This is a genomic window from Hallerella succinigenes (assembly GCF_002797675.1).
In the GTDB taxonomy this organism is placed as follows: Bacteria; Fibrobacterota; Fibrobacteria; order Fibrobacterales; family Fibrobacteraceae; genus Hallerella; species Hallerella succinigenes.
This window is the reverse complement of sequence record NZ_PGEX01000001.1, coordinates 2,379,481-2,398,023: the sequence shown is the minus strand read 5'-3', so window position 1 is coordinate 2,398,023 and position 18,543 is coordinate 2,379,481. Positions and strand designations below refer to the sequence as shown.

Genomic DNA, 18,543 nt, shown 5'->3' with positions numbered 1-18,543 from the left:
CACTTGCCCAAAAAGCCAAACCCGTTTCATGCACGCAAATATAAAAAGTACAACACTCAACGTACTTCCAGATAGGCATCCAATTCACCATCCAAAAGATTCCGGAAAGAGTAGACAAAAAGACCGCTCGCAATTGTATCCAAAATTTTTCATCTCATTTTCCCCGCTATCTTCGTCTTATAAAGTGTATGAAACAAGAAAAGCCAATAAAACAGAAACGCAAGAATCCGATTCCGGAACAGTTACAGGGTCAAATCTACATGGACCCTAAATATGACACCGCTTTCAAGGAACTCTTCGATAGCAAAGAGGCTCTCAAAGATTTTTTGGACGGAGTTCTCGAATTAGAAGGCGACGAGAAAATCAAGAATCTCTCCTTTTCTTTCGACAAGACCATATCCATGTATTCCGCCCAAAGCAAAAAAGTTATCCTAGACATTTTTGCAACAACAGGAAGCGGGCGCTTTCTAGACATCGAAATGCAGAAAGCGGAACACGATTATTTGATTGATAGAGCCGTTTTATACAAGGCATTTCTCATCATCAAAGGAAAACAGGAAATGGACCGTTCCGAAGAATTTTTAGCACTTCCCAAAGATGCTCGCAAAAGCAAGCGCTACGAGCTTCCCGAGACTATATCCATATGGATCTGCGACTTCGACCTTCCGGCTTCCAAAGGAGAGTACATAGACGAATGGGCTCTCTATAATCGCAACTCTTTGAAATCAGGCATCCTGACACCTATCTTTAATAAAAATAGGTATATTATGATTAGTCTCCCCAACTTCAAAAAATCTATTGGCGAAGTCAATGGGACCATGGACGCCTGGCTATATTTGCTAAATCATGCCGGTGATGGCAAAGAACTACCTCGATTCGGCAATAAAGTCCTTGGGAGCGCCCTAGAACGGATAAGAATTGAAAACGCAAACGATGAACTTTTAACAAGGCAGGCTAAAGACATGATTACGCAAGATGAAATCGATACACGGCTTGCCGGTGGAATGATTCGCGCCAAAGCACAGGGACTTGCGGAAGGACGCGCAGAAGGGCTTGCGGAAGGACGCGCACAAAGCCTTAGCGAAGCCCTCGACATTCTACAAGGCATGAATTTGACCCCAGAGCAAATCTCCATTTTTAAGGCCAAACTGGAAGCCAAACAGCCCTAATCGAAAAAATCACCGTAGAAAAGCCTCCCTTTCGGGAGGCTTTCTTTTCCCTAGTAAGAAATCCAAATAGATAATCTGTCATCAATTTTAAGCATTCGGGGATCTAGAACCTACGGAAGGTTCTAGCTCAACTTGTACTTGCGATGCAAATTGTGATAACTTGAACACAGCTACATATAATAAGTGGGAAAGCAGCCCTTCTTATTGTTTCTATCGAACATCAAAACCAAGTTACATCAATTCTTCGGGTTCATGCGTAATAAAGGTCAATGGAGTAGCGATTTCACTCGGCCTTGTAAAAGACTATGCTGATGCTTCGGAATACTACATTGAACTAACAGGGTCAAGTTGTTGGGCAGATATTCCGTAGCCTTTTTTAGCTGTAATCCGCCCCATCCGATCTAACCTGTTCCACAGATTGGTAAGAATGGAGATAATGAAAAAGTCCCTAAAGAAAAGGGATTTTTTCATTATCACAAGTATCATAGAAATGTTTTGCTAATTGCTTGTAACCCCAGTTCCAGAACAGGGACTCGTTCCTGATGAATATTCACAACCTATCTTAGTTAATGTACCAGAATTAATTGTTAGAATAGTGCCGGATGCAGGCATTGATGCCGTTGAAGATTGTTGTTCAACTCCATTGCATGTCAGAGAAGACCCATTCCATGAAATATCGGCACCATTCGAGCAGGTGTAGAAGAAACTATTAGAATTTGTTCCTTGACAATCATGAAGCACCTCGTATGTACCAGTATTCGATATTCCCGAAGTTATTTGTGGCCATCCGTCATTATCGGCTTTATCTAAACAAATTGTATAATTCGTGCTAGAACCTTCCGTAAACTCTACACTGCAATCGTGTTCCACAGAACCCGCAGAATTTGTCAAACGGACGGTATACGACTTTGAATCTTCCGATGTAACCGTATTATCCGTAAACACCGGGAGAGTTCCACCGGTATAGCTATTTCCCGAGACGCTGATATTCCCATCGCCGGTGACGCTATAATTGCAATAATCTCCACCTTCATCACATCCGGTTACACCGGTTAACGCAAGCTTCACATTATCCGAGGCCCCAATCGAAGCCTTGGCATTCGACGGACATGCAAATGTCGGAGGCACTTGTTCCACCGTAACCGTCTTTGTACAGTTAGCATTAGGAGAGCCCTCCACATACATTACATACTGATAACTCCCTGGAGTCGAAGGTGCTGTGAAATTCTGAGATAAACTTGTGCAGTTCAATTCACCAGGCCACTCAGTTCCAGTACCAGAAAGATTATGTGTCCAACCTTTTGCACAAGATGTACCCGAATAAGTTCCCGTAAGAGCGAAAGATTCCCCTGCATTAACTGTTGTTGGTGCAGCACAGGTCAAGGCGTCTGTAAGTTCTAACGTGGCAGCACACAACTGACTACCATTCAAACTTACAGAATAAGTATATATACCCGCTGTCACAGGAGCTGTAAAACGTCTAGTCGCATTCTGATTAGCGTTCAGCCACAAGCTTTCGCTAGTCTTTTCCACATCTGCATTTGCAGAACCATTCCATTCAGCAACAGTCCCCGAGAAATAGGCCTGCGTATTCGAAGATGCATCATGAGTCACGCTTAAATACAAGTTACTCGTCCCCGTAAACGCAGATACAATTTCTTCGTTGCTGTTATTGTACAGCTTACAAGTTGCAGTCACAGCCCCACTCGAACTCGATACGAACGCAGAACTTGAACTTTCCGCTTGTACTTCTAACGTAGCCTGGCAAGTACTCGAAGCGCCTCCATAGGTGACATTCAACACGTAGTTATAATCCCCCGCAGCTGTCGGCGGCGTAATCGTTCCCGAGAAGTTTTTCGTATTCGAAGAACCGCTCAAAGTTTTTCCCGAAATCACATTACCCAAGTTATCTGCAACCTGAAGCGTATAGGAATATGTCAAATCCGATACATTCGAAACGGCAGCTGTAAACGCGCCCGTACTTGTCACGCTGCAACTAGTTACTTCCGGATTTACGGATTCCGTCACTTCAAAAGTTTGCGAGCAAAAACGATTCGAAGGATTCATCGAATTCAACGTATAGGTATAAGTTCCCTGCTGCAACGGACTAGACGCTGAATTGTTCAAATTCGTCGGAGACCAAGACTGAGCCGCAGATTCCGAGAACGTTCCCGAAGTTTTCTCGCTCACGCCAGGACCTGTCAACGAAACGGTATAAGTACAGCCACCGTTCGGGCAATTTGTAAACTGATAATTTAAAGTTGGAACGGTTCCAGAGCCCGCCGTCACTGTACCCGTCGAAATATCGCAGGTTAGTTCCGCTGGGTAAAGCGTCGTTTCTGCCGTACAAGAAATCTTGTCATTGTCACTTTCCACGACGATATCAAACGAATAAGTTTTTTCCGTATTCAAACTTTCATAAACGCCTGCATCTTCTACAGCAAATTCCGCCGGACTCGTCGTCGGGCAATCCATCGCTGCAGGCGCATTCCCAGACCCAAAATCACCCGTGATCGAGCAACCATTCGTTTTGGCAGACGAAGCGTTTGTAATCAAAGCATTAAAGAGCCAAGACGAACCGTTATAAGAAACGGAACAATTTGAAATATTCATCGCGTTCGGGCAAGTCGTTCCCGCGCTGACGAGGGTAAACGTATTGGTTGTCGAAATAACAATGCCTACAACCTTCTGTGGATCGAAAGATTCAGCAAGATAGGTTTCTTGTGTTTGCGAAGAACTCGCATTGGTCGCAAGCATCGTATTGGCAGAGAACGTAGCCGTGCCCGTTTTGCTTGTCGAAATAGGCAAGCTCCTGTTGCCATTTTCATCTATAAAACGGACAGTAATCGTTGCGCCGTAAGAATTATCGAGCGATAAATAAAGGCTTGCATCGCGAACGTTGACCACCGCGGAATTTTTCGTAGAAATCGTCGTTTCCGAGCCGGCAAAGATTTGCTGACTTTCTACATCAAACAAAGCGTTCTCCGAGCACGCATGCATTTTGCCCACGTAGAAGGAGCCACAACTGGTTCTTCCCGCTGTATACGATGCATATTTCGATTCCGAATGATAACGAAGCGTCTGATTCGGACAGTAGATCTTGACTGCAGCATCGTAATGCTTTCCTGTATAAGTCACCGTTTCAAACTTACCAGTCCAGTAATTATAATAGGTATATACCGTTGTAGCCTCATAACCGTACATGCCCTCCGTATTAAAATTATACCCATCATATATCCAGTAATATTCATACCGATTATTCGTAGGCTGATAATAATATGCACCATAAACTTCATTCTTTGTAAGCGAAGCAGAATTTCGTCCACCATAAACAGAAACGTATTCGTTATACAAGTACAGCGGCTCGCAATTTTGCTTATCAAACCAAGAAGAAAGCGTCACCCAAGGCTTCACATCCGTATCCTTCGGCACAATACCACCCAGATAGTTCGCCTTAAAGGAACAACTCGCCGTCGGGTATGTTTCCCAGCAGGAATCCGCATAGGCCGCGCTCTTCCAACCGATGTCATAGATTTTGAACGCTTCATCGCCAAGCTTAAAACCTAAATATTCATGATCCAGATCGTTCCAAGTCGTGCCGAAGAGATCGCTCAAATCAAAACTCGTCGCCACCTGTTTAGTATTCGAACTTTCATACCCGCCAAAGCCGACTTCCATGGATACATTGAGCGCAGAGCTTGTCGGTGTCGAAGTCAGGCTTGTTTTCGAAGCAGCCTGAGCTAACTCGACCGTCATCAAAATCATCGTCTGAGTCGAAATCGAAACCGTATTGCTGTCTGCATCCTTCATCACGCGATCTACGCAATTTCCTAAGGAAGTCAATTGGCGAGAAGTCGATTTGCAAAGGCGGGCATGCAAAATTCCATCGCTTCCAGATCCAAAGACATTCAGCATAAAGTAGTTCGTGGCATTGTCGTTGGAGCGGATTACAAAGCCGGAATTCAATCCCGATTTGGAATCTTCATTTTCACCGATTACCTGGGTCTGGAACATCGTTTTTAACGAGCCCGTTGCACCGGCCTGATTCGTGCTCATAATGAACGCTGCGGAATCCACATCCGAACCACCGATCAAAGAAATCCGGCTGTCCGCAACTTCAATGTGTCCCGAAGCTTCCTGGTTCATCAAGAGCCACTTGGCCGTAGCCGCATGGCCACCATCCGTAACAGAACAGTTGGACCCGTTCTTTAGGCAATTATCCACGCAGTAATACTGACCGCTCGAACAAGACGTTCCCGTTGTATCGAAAGAATCATAGAAGCAATGCTTATCATTTTCACCAAAGTAAGCGGTGACCGAATTATTTGAAGTAATCAGCATGTAAAGCGGGTTGCCCGATTCCGTCGGATTCGTGCAATCATCGCCTGCACATCTCCAATAGGAGAATTCCTCGTCATGGTCATCGTCCACTTCGAGCTTTACGTAATAACCGGCATAGACCGTAATATCGCAACCGTTTGTTTCATCCGAGCATTCATAATCCGCTGTCGATTTGAATTCCCCGCTGATCGTTGACGTATAGACATTGACCGAAGTCGGATTCGTTCCGCCCAAATTCACATGCAACGTATAAGGCTTGCGCTTTAATTCTGCATACAGGGTATAGGTTTCATCATTTTGCGGAGCCGCAATCGAGTTATCTTCTGCCGGCAAATAAAGGTCGCAATATTCATCCGGATATCCCGAAGCCGATTTGAGCGAAATAGCGTTGCTCAATCCGCAAACCCACTGATGATTCACAGCCGTCGTGCGGCAGTTCATTCCCGACGCCTTCACCCAGACATCGCTGCTATTGACCAAAGCATCGCAATTCGGGCGACTCTTTACCCGATCATATTCGCTATTTGCCGGGCAATTTTCTTCGTGATTAGAACAATATTCTTCAAGGCCAGACCGGATTACCGTCGCCACGCCGGAAATGTAAACGGTTTCCATATCCGGAGACGTAATGGTGCAACCGTCGCAAGGCGTCAGCAACTGGAATGTTGCCGTTCCCTGAGTCGTACTGGACTCTAGCGTCACCGTGAAGAGAGTCACAACCGATTCCGTCGAAGACGGAGTTACCGTAGCCGTGTAAACACTTCCGCTCTTCAATGTCACATAAGACGACGGAGTGACAGACCAACCTGTAGGCATATCCGGAACCTGGACATCGACACTGATTTCCTCCGATCGTGTGGAAGCCGGAATAACCAAGTTCACATCGGCAGAACCACCAGCGGTAACTTCCGCATAGCCACTTTCCAAATGCACCTTCGGATTCGAAGAACTCGTTCCCGAAACAACAACATAGAAGGTCGCATTTCCATTCACATTACTTGCGTAAGTACAGTTGTAAATGCCTTCATCCAACGCATTAGTTCCATCGTAAAGAGCCCCTGTCGTCGGAAGAGTCGGGGAACAGGTCACGCGGCTCGCCGTCTTCGTTTCCGACGCACCGTTCAAATTGATGACGTTATAATAGTCCGGCAATTTACCAACCGGGTCTTGCGTCAAATAAACGATACGAGGCAAAATAAGAATGGAAGGATCTATCTCGGTATAGTCGCCCTCTTCCAGTTCTTCCACATCAGTTTCATTATTGCGATACTGAGAAAGCAAACTGATCCCGAGCTGCGGAGCAATCGAAACATAGTAGCTGTCATAGGAGCCGTTGGATACGGATTCATCCTCTTCTTCCTCGGATTCTTCCGAGTCCGTACTGCAAACGCCCGTTCCGTCATTATCGCAAATCACCCCCGCTTCCACAAGAGCTTTGGTCAGGCTCGAATTGTATTCTGCAGTCACCTTATTATTAGACTTAATGGAATGGCAATCCGAAAGGAAAATCGAGCCCGAAATACCATCCGAAGAACCGTCATTGTATGCAAGATCGCCATCGCTGTAAATAAAGTAGTTATGATAGCTACCCAGATCATTGATCTGAATGGAGCCACCATTCCTAAAATACATGATGACATAAGCCGAGGAGGTCGTCGGAGGCAAAATCACATTCGTGTATTCATCAAAAATGACAATCATATTATGGGAAATGGTTTCACCATTGATGTTTGCAAATGTCGTCGTACCAAATTCAATCAACAGCCAAGAATTTTCATACAGCGTATTCGCCGCGTTCGCAAGATCGTAACATTTATTCAATTCACCCCAACGAGAGCCGTTATTTTCAGATCCCCAAAATTCCGAAGCATTGCCACTAGCCGTCAAGAGCACATTTGCATTCGTGCAAACGCCAGGATTGCTAGAATTAATCAGAGTAGACTCTTGAAGTAAATTCGCATTGAACTGAATCGGATCCTTGATATGCGCACCCGAGCAATTGCCATCCGATTCTTCTGTGATCGCTTCTGCATATTTCGTCATGCGGTCCGCTCCCCAGCCATTCGTATCCGGAACCGTCGTCGTCAAATTTCCGTTGACCTGGAAGAAAATATCGTCTCGATAATAATCTAATTCCGAACCATAAAAATCCGTACGATCTTGATAGAACGACCACTCGGCAGAGGACCCATTATACGAAGGTGCACAATTAGAGCTATTGCAATATGTATTTCTAGAATACTTATAAGTAATGTCCGACGAATGGACATTATTCCACTCATCCGTCGTCGTGTATGTCAAAGTTCCATTTGACCCCGTCAGATGGTGATCCAGCCAATGCGTATATAACAGATTCAAGTTTGCATCCGAGACCTGGTACATGGGCGAGGATCCCAAATAAACTTCATCAGAAGATGCGTTGCCTAACACTAAATTCGATGCGGTCTGATACAAGAAGTGAGAACCGTCATCCATGCCATTTTTTACATAAATATTTCCGTAGGCGTTAAAGACCCACTGCAAATAAGCGACATTACAACCCAGCGACGGATTACATTCGGAATGTTCCGGGAAATCCATCTGTCCCAAAACCACCAAATTTCCAGCAATGGTATTTGTATCAGCACTAGAGTAATGCGGCATCACCAAGTTGCCTTCCGTGGTCACGTTGCCACCCACAGTCAATGCACCAGGACCGCAAGTTCCAGAAGGGTTCAAATTAATCGAAGCAATATTATACAAATCCCCGCCAATCCGAACGCCATTCTGACCACCGCCAACATACAACACATTCTTCACAAACGCATTTCCAGAAACCTGGAAATTGGTACAGCTAGAAAGATCACCCTGAACGTAAACATCACCCAAATTCGTATTCGAATTCACGGTCAAGTTTCCCGTCACAATCAAGTGATCCGCAGAAGTTGCGTAACCACCGCCAATCGTCACGTCACCATTAATAATGCCCGAGTTCACATCATACGCCTGAGTTCCGCTCACACTGCCAAAGAACGATTCTTCAAAATTCAAAAGGCCCGAATTATCGCTCGGCACTCGCACTCGGTACAAGCCGCTCACATTCAGCACAGCCACTTCGCTATGCTTTGAACCGTTGCGCGCCACTCCTTGCGAAACGATTTTCAATTTGTACTCGGTCGACGTCACATCGACGCCCACAAGCCAAACGTCATATCTTTGCCCGCGACGATTAATATTTTGAAGCACAGAATCCAAAAGGATCGGCTTTTTAGCATCATCAAAATACTGCTTAATAATGCCGCCCAGGTCATTGCCGTGGTAGGTCATCCAAGAACGAGCCGCTTCAATCCCAGCCACAGCAGACTGGTAGGCTTCACTCTGAACCATTCGCGAAGCAGAGGCTTTACTTTGAGCCGTTAACCAACGATAAGTCGCCGTCGCAGCGATGGTCGCAACGAGCATAAAAAGCAAAACGACAACTAACGAAACGCCTTTCTTGCTATTCTGCATAATCAACCTCCGCATTAGCTCCGTGGTCCATTGCTCGGTGTCGGGATAACAAGCATCGTATGTCCCGTTTCACCTCTGCGGTTAATCGTCAAATGCAAACGGAACGCCTTCACATTCTGCTTGTCTCTATTCGTGCTGGGGAAATAATTTTCAAACGTATAGTTGGAAGCCGCCACCTTGTCCAATCTCAAATTACGGATATAAACGTAGCCGGTTGCTGCCGTCGGAGAATAGCTCGCAAAGGTAAACGCCATGCACACATTTTCAATCGTGGTAGGAACCGTAAAACGCATGTGGCGAGCCCCTGCAGACAAAGAGGAAACCGGCGGGTAAAAGAGGAAATCCTTCAGCACAACCGGGCGATCCCCCGTCGAAACATTGCGGAAACCCACCGCCATGTGATCACGTCCTGGCACAAACATTCGGGTTGCATCTTCGGAATACGGCATATCGAACGAAATTTCATAGTCCACATTGGGCTCCAGCGTCACCTGCTGGCAAAGGCTCTGCCAGTCACCCGTCGTCGAATTCGGAGCTCCAACAAAGACCTGGCTTGCCAACTTTCCATCTTCCACGACCAGATTTTCATCAAAGTCATAGTTCGCGGTAAAGCCCGAAATAGAAACCGAGGCTGACGGATCCGAAACCGTCACCGTTTTCCAGTATTCCGTGCCACCGCGGGAAATCAAACGGAAATTGTGCACCGAAGTATCCGTAGAGGGCAAAAGCTGAGTCGTTTCCAAGCCAGAAACTCCAGGCTTTGCCGGTTCCACATAGAACTGAGCCACGTTTGACGCAATCTGCACCGGAGTCGGGTTCGATGTATTCGAACATGGGTCTTTATCTTCAAAACTTACACCCGCCCGTTGTTCAATCACCTTACAGGTTCTGTAAAGCGTACTGTCTACCACAAACCACTCGATTTCCTCAATCGAAACATAATGGCCATTGTTATCAAAACGCATACGGCGAAGCGTCAATGTATCCGTATTCTCATTCGTCGAAGCCGAACCAATCCTGAAAGACGAAGAATCCGGACTCACAGCTGTCGGATTCATATAAATGCTCGACAGATTTGCCATGTAGAAAGAGTCCGTTTCCGAAGAAGCCTTGTATTCCAGAGAAGCCTTCGCCCCCATCTGCGCCACGTCATCCTTAAAGAGATTTGCCACGTTTTCCGCTTCTTCCGAAGCGCGCAGCATATTCTGCGTTCTCACGCGGAACTTGGTGCTGTCCGAAAAAGCCTGACCAGCCACCAATACGACGATGCCAATCATCGCCATATACACCACGAGTTCCATCAATGTAAAGCCACTCTTCTTCATTGAATAATCCTCGAAATGCTGATGAATGGGACGGTATTCTTATACTTCCAAGAGACGGTCACTTCTAAACGCTTGGCATATACATGCGAAGTCGTATCGTAAGCGGTCGTATCCCTGCGGGTAAAAAAAGAGTCCGGACCGACCTCAACCTTTGTCGAATATTTCACCTGCATCTCATACTGGTTACTGCCGGGTTTCCCCTTCCAAGTGCGGGTGATCGTATCAATCGTAATCGTCGAACCCGAAGTCAAACTTGAAATGCCGAGACTGCTCAAAGAATCCACCACCTGTTGCGCGACCTCTATCGCGCCATCACGGCCGCGAATACGGAGAAGCGTATCCCGGTTTCCCGTCTGCAAATGGTTCAGCGCCACATACAAAAAGCCAAGCACAGCAATCGCAATCAGGACTTCAATAATCCCGAAGCCCTTCTTGGCCACCTTGGCTATTTTTTCACGAGACCACACCATTCCACCAGCTCCTTACAGATCCGCCCAAGATTCTCTTCCATCGTAACTGATTTTTGAAACGAAGCTGTTCCGGGTTTCCACCTTAACGGCTGCACCGAACAAATCCGTTTCCAAATACCGCACCAAGAAATAACCTTCATACGGAGCGGCAGAAATTCCAAAACGAGGCACAAATTGCGCACCCGTGCCATTTGTCAGCCAGTTGCTTCCATCAAACGAAGATTCCGTCATCGCTACCAGATTCACACCGGTCGGCATTTCCAGCCGATCGAGCACCGTCGCCGTACCCGTTTCCGTACAGGCAGATTTATAAGCCACAAGCACATTGTTATCCGCCTTGACACAGACCGTATCACTGATCTGTTTTGCCTTGTTCGCTACCGTTTCTGCAAAAGCGGCCACATTAAAAGCAGCGTCTTTCACGCGATTGTTGGCAATCGCCTGGCGCAAATTCGAATAACCGGCCGCAGATAAGATGCCAATGATGGCAACGACGACCAACACTTCAATGAGGGTAAAACCCTTCTTTGTCAGAATACTCTTTTCCACATTATAAATCTATACAATTTACGGCAATCGCGTAAACAAAACAATACAAAGGGCTGCCCAAAACGGGGCAAAATAGCGATGCAATTTTTTTTGCCACATTAAATGGCGAAGGATGCTCTCAAATTTTCAATATTCGAAGCAAACTCCGGATCGTGACGCATATCACGTTCGACGGCCTTGATGCTGGCGATTACCGTCGTATAATCACGTCCGAACTGGAAACCAATGCTTAACAAGGATTCCTTGGTCAGCTCACGGCAGAAGTACATCGCCACCTTACGCGGAACCGAAACCGATTTTACTCGGGTATTGGCTCGCAAAGATTCCACGGAAACGTGGTAGGCATTCGCCACCATTTCCTTGATCGAAGAGATCGTCGGAATCGGCTTGTCGGCCACATTTGCCGGATCAATCACATTGCAAGATTCACAAAGTTCCTTGAAGGTATCGAGAGTCAAATTGACTCCGAGAAGATCGTGGTAAGCAAAAAGCTTGGTCACGACCCCTTCGATTTCACGCACATTGCCACGCTGATGCTGAGCCACCCAGCGGAAAATACGGTCGCGTTCTTCTACCGGAATCTGCAAAGCATTCGCCTTTTTGCGAAGAATGTTCAAACGGGTTAAAAAATCCGGAACATCCACGGCAATGCTGTTGCCGTCAAAATGCGTAAATCCATCGTAAAGGTTCGGAATTTCGGTCGGGCGGCGGTCTGCGCAGAATACGGTCTGGCGCTTTGCGGCCACACGTTTCTGCAGGACCTGGAACAGAGCCTTTTCTGTCGCTCCATGTCCAATGCCAGCGATTACCTGAATATCGTCGATCAGCAAAAGTTGCGGATCTTCGTAAGTACTGCGCAATTTCGCAAGCGCGTCCGCACGTTCTGCACGGGAAACGCTCATGTCCTGAGTGAGCATGAAATCTTTCAAGAACTGTTCTGCCGTGCGGAAGACAACGCGTGAAGCCGTGCTGTACATGATCGCATAGCGGCCAATCGACTGCAACAAATGCGTTTTGCCGACGCCCGGGCCTCCGAAAAGGAAGAACGGATTCATAGAACATTCCATCGGATTTTCGGCGATCGTGCGGCACATGGCAAGAGCAATGCGGTTCGAGTCGCCTTCCACAAAGGTGTCGAAGGAATAGTTCGAATAGAACAAAGCGAGAGTCTTAGCGTTTTCCGCAAGGAGAGTCTTTTCTTCACGGCTGATCAGCGGTTTACGGACAACAGGCTTTTCCACAGCGGCTTCGCTTGCGGCGTCCGTGGACATGATCATCACCTGGGACGCCTTGCTACTTGCAGAAACAGAAATCAAATAATCGTTGATTTCCGGGTCTGCCTGCTTAAACGCTTCTAAAAGGGCGCTTCTAAACTGACCGTTGATCCAAGAGGCGACAAGTTCGTTTGCAGCGATGAGCTTTGCACAACCGTTTTCAATGCAATCCAAGGTCAAGTTCTTCTTGCCGAACCACATATCGTAAGAGTTCGCCGAAAGCGAGCTCCGCAAAGAAGAAAGGACAGAATCCCACAGGCCCTGTGAGGCATCTGCCAACCGAATTACATTATCTATCAACATTCAACCAAAAGAAAACGGTAAAGGTTTTACATACCCATTTTTTACGGTTTCGTAATTTAACAAAAACTTGCAACTTGGGGACTTTTTTTCAAAAAATCTTAAAAATCGCCGAAATTTAGCCAATTTCAAACATTTCAGTTTTTGTTCAAAATATCATCTTTTAAGTCTGCAATACAACCCTAAAATATCCCCAATTAAGGTCACAATTTATCCACCGATATTTTCGGAAGAATCCCTTGCCAGATTTTAGAGCCTATTGCTGAGAGATTCAGGAGTAGGAGGTTGGAATGTTATTGCGAGGAATACATCCGCTTCTTTGGGGCTTTACAAAGTACGTTCAGAGATCTGCTTGTACTTTTCGTAAACCATCGGAACCAGTTCCGTTTTCGGATTGATCGGCTTTTCCGCAGAAAGTTCTTTGATGTCGATCGGTTCCATGACCGTGGAGCGGACGACGACCGTGTCCGAACTTTTGCGGGTTTCCCATGTCGTGCGGGAACCTTCGATGTAGATTGGGAGAATGATGGCGTTCAAATCCGTTGCGAGGCGGAAAGCCCCGCTCTTGAACGGTTTAACGGTTCCATCCTTGCTACGCGTTCCTTCCGGGAAGATAAAGGCTCGCACCGTTTCCTTCGAAGATTCGAGGCGGTCCTTGATGGCAACGCATGCACGGGAATCCTTACGGTCCACGATCACGCAGTGCAAAGCCTTCATCCAAAAATTCAGGAACGGGATATAGGTCAGTTCCTTCTTTGCAAAAAAGCCAATCGAACGTCCGAGCGTCAAAAAGACGATCGGAATATCGAAATAGGACTGGTGATTGCCCACCACAAAAACCGGACGGTTCCAATCGACACGGGAAAGCGCCGACTGATTTTCAATGTCGATGTGAACACGGAGCACCTTAAAGCAGTACTTCGTAAACGTCTGTACGCGGTATTCTACCCATGCCGGCACCGACTTCCGCATGAATACACAGCGGAACAGGAACGGCGGCATCACGACCATCATATATCCCAAAACCAAAATGATGACGCGGATCTTAAAAAGGATCAGTGGCATATGTGATTTCTCCGAGAGCGGTCTTTCTAAATAGCGTAAAAACCGGGAAGGTTTAAATTCAGAAAGACGGCCCTTCCAAAAACGTTTTTTACAATATAGCAAAATCAGCACCGCCTCTGCACGGGTGACGCCGACGTAAAAGAGACGTTTTTCTTCTTCTAATTGCATTTTTTTCTGTTTTCGCGAACCTTCGCATTCGCCCGGAGTCAAGCGTTCAGATAGACCCGCATAAAAGACGACCGTATACTGTAAACCTTTGGAACCGTGGACCGTTTCTACATGCACACCGGGAACTTCGGGAGATTCCGAATCCTCTTCACGGTAAACGGGAATGCGAAAATTTTGAAGCGCCTCTTCGTAATACAGGCGCTGTCGATTATAACGCACCAGAATGGCAAAGTTCTTAAATTCAAGATCATACGCTTCACGGAGTTCCTTGATTTTAGAAACGATGCGCAAAAGCTCCGTTTGCGGATCTTCACTGACCCAAAATTCCGGAGCGCGATTTTCCAAAAAGATCGGTTTCTTTGAGCTGTTCCCCGCTCGCAGCGTTTTGCGAAGAAGCAACGGTTTATCTTCAAAGATATTGTTCGCCAAATACAGCACCTTGGGAACGGAGCGGTAATTCCATTCAAGGCGCAACAGTTTGGAATGGGGAAAGTCCTTGCAGAAGCGAAAAACGTTCCCAATATCTGCGCCGCGAAACCCGTAGATAGCCTGGTCGTCATCGCCCACGGCAAAAAGGTTTTCGTTCTGTCCGAGGATTGCTCGAACAAGCAAATACTGCGAAGGATTGATATCCTGATATTCATCAACAAGAACTTCCCTAAAGCGGTTGCGGATTTCCTTTTGCACGGCGGATTTTTTTTCAAGTAGTTCCGTGGCGAGGTAAATTAGATCTTCAAAGACGATGTTCCCTGTTTTTAAAACGCCTTGGCGAATGACCTCGAGTTTTTTCAAAAGATTACCGGGAAGGTTCGGCTTAAAAAGATCATCGCGTGAAATCGCATCCGGCGAAATCCGATGATCGACCAAGGCGCAGGCGAACCGTTCACTTTCCCCTTCCCCAGGCTTTGGAGCCTTCAAAAATCCGGCGAGTTCCCAGCCGAATTTCCCGTTGAACTTTTCTCGTAAAATGGAATACGCGAGCGAATGGAAAGTGCTCAGTCGAATATCCGCATCGGGAAAAAGCTTTTGTACACGTTCGCGCATTTCGGCAGCCGCCTTAGCGGTAAATGTCAGAGCGAGAATCGATTCCGGTTTTACGCCCTGCAGAACGCGCCACTGGATACGCCTCGTCAAAACGGATGTCTTGCCCGATCCTGCCGCCGCCAAAATCAAAAGAGGTCCATCCTTTTGATGATCATAAAGAACGGCCCTTTTTTGATCGCTGTTCAAGCCCTTCAAAATTTCCGTTTCCATTTCTTCTTTTGTCGCCATGCGAATTCTCCCTTTTCACGGTTTATCCGTCTCGTTAGTGAACAAAAAAAACGTCTTCTGCATAAGAAGACGCTCGAAACATCAAAACAGAGAAAAAGAAAGGTTTTTTAATGATTTTCGGAATTCACATGATCCAACGATTCCACTTCGGAAAACGTGGACGACTCCTGTTTTTTCTTTTCGGTCATAAAGAACACAGCACCGGCAAGGCTCACCACCAGGCTTACCATGTAAGCGAGGAGCTGCACCACCACAGACTGCAAGCCCGGCACGCCGATACGGTCAAAGAGAGACTGCGCCAAAAGTTCACGCGGGCCAAAACCGCCAATCGAAATCGGAAGCGCACTGATCACCGAAACCATCGGAATAAAGAAGAAGTACCACGAGACATCAATATCGAGACCAATCGCAATTCCACAAAAATAATGTACGACCACGCGCAGACCCTGCGTCAGAGCTGAAAGCACAACGATATGTACCCACATCTTCCAATCGCGATAATGCTGAAAACGTTTCTGAAAATGCAAAATACGGGTCTGTACCGACTCAGGAAAAATCTTATTTGAAAACCAGGCGAGAACACGCCCGATCCGCTTGCTGAAAAGTCCGGCAAACAAAACGCAAAAACCGAGAAACACCCACAGCGAAGGCAACAGGAACAAGCGCTGATTCGGATCGCGAATAAAGAACAACAAGCCGACCGCGAGCGCGAGCACGTTCAAAAAGAAGAGTCCAAAAAGACGGTCAAAAAAAGTCGCGGTCAAGCCACCACCCACCGTCCGCTGATTTCCCTGCATACGGATGTCGTAGACCTTTTTGACGTCTCCACCCACGTTTCCCGGCATAAAGTTGTTAAAGAAAAGCCCGACAAAATAAAGCTTCACCAGGTGCCAATAGCCCATGTGAACTTCTTGCTTATCCAGCAACAGCTTCCACTGCAGGCAACCGGTAAAATTGGAAAGGGCAAGGCAAAACATGGCAACAAACAGCGGCAATAACGAAGATATCGAAAAAAGATTCCATAGGTCACCCGTGTCCCAGCCCGGAGCGGTCACAATTTCCCTGTACACAAAGTAACAAGGAACCAGCGTTACCAAAAGTTTCAGACAAAAAATCAAAAAAGACTTCACGCGAGTGTTCATGGATTCTCAATCGTCTTTTGCAAGACCGCTAAAATTTCATTCGCTGTACGACTCCAGTGGAAACAATCGGCATAGCGCTTGGCATTGGCCTGCAAATTTTCACGGAGTTTTTCATCTTCATAAAGGCGTTCCATCTGCTGACAACAGCCTTCCACGCCCTTGGACCTGGGATACAACAAGCCCGTCACGCCGTCTCGGATACAATCCTTGTATCCCGAAAAATCCGGAGCGATTGTAGTCGTTCCATACTTACCCGCACAGATTACCGAAAAGCCCCAGCCTTCCTGGTAATCGGTCTGCAACAAGCAAAACGCGCGGCGCATCAAATCGGCCTTGCGTTCCCGAGTCGCATTGGATTCCACAAGAACGCGGTCGCCTAAGCCTCGGCGTCGAATCTCGTTCGGCAACTGCGATAGTTTTGAACCGGAAAGAGTCATGCGCAACAAAAATCCCGCATCGGGATGGCGACGGCTAAAGACTTCAAACGCATCCAACGCCGCAACCAAACCATTGCCGTGACCCTGCGAAGAACTCCACAAAAAGAAGCGTTCCTTTTGCGAAACAGGAGGTAAATCTTCAGGAATGAGATCCGAGCCACAGTACACAAGCGCAATGCGATTGCGGGAAATTCCCAAATCGATCAAGCCCTGCACAAGCGTTGGAGATACGGAAATAAAAGACGACCTGGTGTAAAGGCTCGGCAAAGCGATTTCCCAAATCCACGTGAGCAAGGAAGCTAGCGAAATGCTCTGCCTAAAAATCGCCGTACGCCATAGCCGATGCACCAACACGACCGTTGGCAGATCCGTCTTCTTTTCAATTCTCAGCGGACGTCCGGCCAGATTTTCTAGAGCTACGTCAAAATGAAATTCTTTATTCAGCTGCGGAATTGGATTTTCCCCCGAACGCACCACAGTCACACCATTCAACACCTCCCGCGGAGGCGCTCCGTGAATAGGCGACACGAGCATCACAACCTCGTTTCCTTGCGAGGCGATGTTCTCAAAGATGCGCTGGGAATAGTATTCAAAGTCACCCGAATCCGGATGCTTAGAATCCCTGCGTTGGAGAACAAGAAGCTTCATTACTTTTTCTTCGGTTTCTGTGCGAGAATACCAATGGAAAGCTGCGTATAACGGGCAAGCGGTACACGGTCAAAGGCATCCAGGAAAGCATCCTTCGCCTTTTGATATAGAGTGCCGTGCAGCGGATACTTCGGCAGTTCCACATTGATTTTGAAACAGGCTTCGCGCAGAATGCGATAAAAAAGGTTCGGTCGCATCCAATCACCGTATTCATACGTGATGTGGAAACCGGCAAGCTTGATCAAAGAGCGAAGACCCTTGATCGAGAACTGCGTTTCCCAACCGGCAAACCATTTTCCCATCGCAATCAAGACGTGCTTGATCACCGTGTAGATGTGGAAGGTCTGCGGCACGTCACAAAGAATATAACCGCCTTCCTTGATGATGCGGAAATTTTCCTGAATCAGCGGATTCGGATTCACAAAGTGTTCTGCGAGACCCTGATGGAAAATCAAATCGAAAGTGTTATCCGGGAACGGCGAATGGAAAGCATCGCCACGGACACAGTGCAGATTTCCTTCGAGACGTTCACGGATGCGCAAATTCTCGACAGTCTTCAAGCTTTCTGCCGAAAAATCAAGAACGTAAACGTCCGCGCCTTGCCTTGCAAGTTCCGCACTGTCTCGACCCGTACCAGGTCCGACTTCAAGGATTTTCAATCCCTGTACATTGGGGAAATATTTATGAATCGTCTTACGGATCGCCGGGGACGCAGGATACACCTTGGAAAGGTCCTGCTTACGAGCCCAGAAACGGTCCCAAACAGATTGATCAGGTTCTTTAATAGACATAGCTTCGGAAATATAGGATTTTGCGCAAAAAACCGAAAAAAAAGGCTCCAAAAGAAGGCACTCTCTTGAATGTCATTATTTTATGACATTTTGATTTTACTAG

The 18,543-nt window shown here is 46.9% G+C and carries 10 protein-coding genes; 1 reads left to right on the top strand and 9 read right to left on the bottom strand.

Translation table 11 applies throughout. The annotated features are described in order from the left end of the window. Positions 1-188 precede the first annotated feature (188 nt). On the top strand, positions 189-1,169 hold the full coding sequence (locus BGX16_RS10980; RefSeq protein ID WP_100426072.1) for an Rpn family recombination-promoting nuclease/putative transposase: 981 nt from the start codon (positions 189-191) through the stop codon (positions 1,167-1,169). 498 nt (positions 1,170-1,667) lie between these two features. Here BGX16_RS10980 and BGX16_RS10975 read toward each other — a convergent pair whose 3' ends face one another. The 9 genes from BGX16_RS10975 to BGX16_RS10935 form a co-directional block, all read right to left on the bottom strand. Beyond that, a complete protein-coding gene (locus tag BGX16_RS10975) occupies positions 1,668-8,999 on the bottom strand; it encodes a hypothetical protein (protein WP_100426071.1) in 7,332 nt (2,443 codons plus the stop codon). A 14-nt stretch (positions 9,000-9,013) separates the two neighbouring features. Next, on the bottom strand, positions 9,014-10,324 hold the full coding sequence (locus BGX16_RS10970; protein ID WP_157797999.1) for a PulJ/GspJ family protein: 1,311 nt from the start codon (positions 10,322-10,324) through the stop codon (positions 9,014-9,016). Further along, positions 10,321-10,794: a type IV pilus modification PilV family protein gene (locus tag BGX16_RS10965; RefSeq protein ID WP_100426069.1), complete on the bottom strand. Its 474-nt coding sequence runs from the start codon at positions 10,792-10,794 to the stop codon at positions 10,321-10,323. Before BGX16_RS10965 ends, BGX16_RS10970 begins: the two co-directional genes overlap by 4 nt. A 12-nt stretch (positions 10,795-10,806) precedes the next feature. Continuing rightward, positions 10,807-11,343: a pilus assembly FimT family protein gene (locus tag BGX16_RS10960; RefSeq protein WP_198514914.1), complete on the bottom strand. Its 537-nt coding sequence runs from the start codon at positions 11,341-11,343 to the stop codon at positions 10,807-10,809. Positions 11,344-11,441: 98 nt separating this feature from the next. After that, positions 11,442-12,896: a DnaA ATPase domain-containing protein gene (locus BGX16_RS10955; protein WP_198514913.1), complete on the bottom strand. Its 1,455-nt coding sequence runs from the start codon at positions 12,894-12,896 to the stop codon at positions 11,442-11,444. A 348-nt stretch (positions 12,897-13,244) separates the two neighbouring features. Continuing rightward, a complete protein-coding gene (locus BGX16_RS10950; protein WP_241899541.1) occupies positions 13,245-15,422 on the bottom strand; it encodes a UvrD-helicase domain-containing protein in 2,178 nt (725 codons plus the stop codon). Positions 15,423-15,529: 107 nt separating this feature from the next. Then, on the bottom strand, positions 15,530-16,564 hold the full coding sequence (locus tag BGX16_RS10945; RefSeq protein ID WP_100426067.1) for a lysylphosphatidylglycerol synthase transmembrane domain-containing protein: 1,035 nt from the start codon (positions 16,562-16,564) through the stop codon (positions 15,530-15,532). Then, positions 16,561-17,649 (bottom strand): glycosyltransferase family 4 protein, encoded by a 1,089-nt coding sequence (locus BGX16_RS10940; RefSeq protein WP_100426066.1) that lies wholly within the window; start codon positions 17,647-17,649, stop codon positions 16,561-16,563. Before BGX16_RS10940 ends, BGX16_RS10945 begins: the two co-directional genes overlap by 4 nt. Then, positions 17,649-18,440, bottom strand: coding sequence for a class I SAM-dependent methyltransferase (locus BGX16_RS10935; protein ID WP_100426841.1), 792 nt, complete (start codon positions 18,438-18,440; stop codon positions 17,649-17,651). The genes BGX16_RS10940 and BGX16_RS10935 overlap by 1 nt, the downstream gene beginning before the upstream one ends. Positions 18,441-18,543 lie beyond the last annotated feature (103 nt).

Coding starts and splice junctions, on each gene's coding strand:
- BGX16_RS10980 (WP_100426072.1), top strand. CDS start 189: ATGAAACAAGAAAAGCCAATAAAACAGAAACGCAAGAATCCGATTCCG.
- BGX16_RS10975 (WP_100426071.1), bottom strand. CDS start 8,999: ATGCAGAATAGCAAGAAAGGCGTTTCGTTAGTTGTCGTTTTGCTTTTT.
- BGX16_RS10970 (WP_157797999.1), bottom strand. CDS start 10,324: ATGAAGAAGAGTGGCTTTACATTGATGGAACTCGTGGTGTATATGGCG.
- BGX16_RS10965 (WP_100426069.1), bottom strand. CDS start 10,794: ATGGTGTGGTCTCGTGAAAAAATAGCCAAGGTGGCCAAGAAGGGCTTC.
- BGX16_RS10950 (WP_241899541.1), bottom strand. CDS start 15,422: ATGGCGACAAAAGAAGAAATGGAAACGGAAATTTTGAAGGGCTTGAAC.
- BGX16_RS10945 (WP_100426067.1), bottom strand. CDS start 16,564: ATGAACACTCGCGTGAAGTCTTTTTTGATTTTTTGTCTGAAACTTTTG.
- BGX16_RS10940 (WP_100426066.1), bottom strand. CDS start 17,649: ATGAAGCTTCTTGTTCTCCAACGCAGGGATTCTAAGCATCCGGATTCG.
- BGX16_RS10935 (WP_100426841.1), bottom strand. CDS start 18,440: ATGTCTATTAAAGAACCTGATCAATCTGTTTGGGACCGTTTCTGGGCT.